The organism is Bacillus sp. DJP31 (assembly GCF_049310945.1).
Taxonomy (GTDB): Bacteria; Bacillota; Bacilli; order Bacillales; family SA4; genus Bacillus_BS.
On the sequence record NZ_JBMERO010000110.1, the window covers coordinates 1 to 583 of the forward strand.

1 pseudogene is annotated in these 583 nt (G+C 37.7%); it reads left to right on the forward strand.

From position 1 onward, the window contains the following. A pseudogene (locus ACOI1C_RS22740) lies at positions 1-583 on the forward strand (type I restriction endonuclease subunit R); the annotation flags it as partial.

Here is a 583-nt window from a genome sequence, read left to right on the forward strand (position 1 = left end):
CCGAATGCAACGTTTATAGCTTTTACAGGAAAGCCAATTGAAACTACAGACAAGTCAACATCTGGACTGTTTGGGGAAGTCATTGATGCCTATGATATGACACAGGCAGTTCAAGATGGGGCAACCGTAAAGATTTATTATGAGTCTAGGTTAGCGAAAGTTAAATTAGATGAGACGCAGATGAGTGAGATTGATAAAGAATACTGGAGAATGCAAGTTAATGAGGGTGTGGAAGACTACGTAATAGAGGAAAGTCAAAAGCAACTGTCTCGTATGGAACTAATTATTGGTGGTAAGGATCGGATTAAACAAGTTGCCACAGATATGGTTGACCACTATGAGGATCGTAAAGACCTTGTTGAAGGTAAAGCAATGATTGTTGCCTATTCTAGGAAATTGGCCTTTTCTATCTATCAAGAATTAATTCAACTACGTCCTGATTGGCAGCAAAAGGTCAAAATTGTTATGACGGAAAACAATCAAGACGATGAAGAACTTGCTAAACTAGTGGGGAATAAACAAACTCGTAAAGATCGAGAAAAAGAGTTTAAGGATGTTAAAAGCCCTTTTAAAATTGTTATCG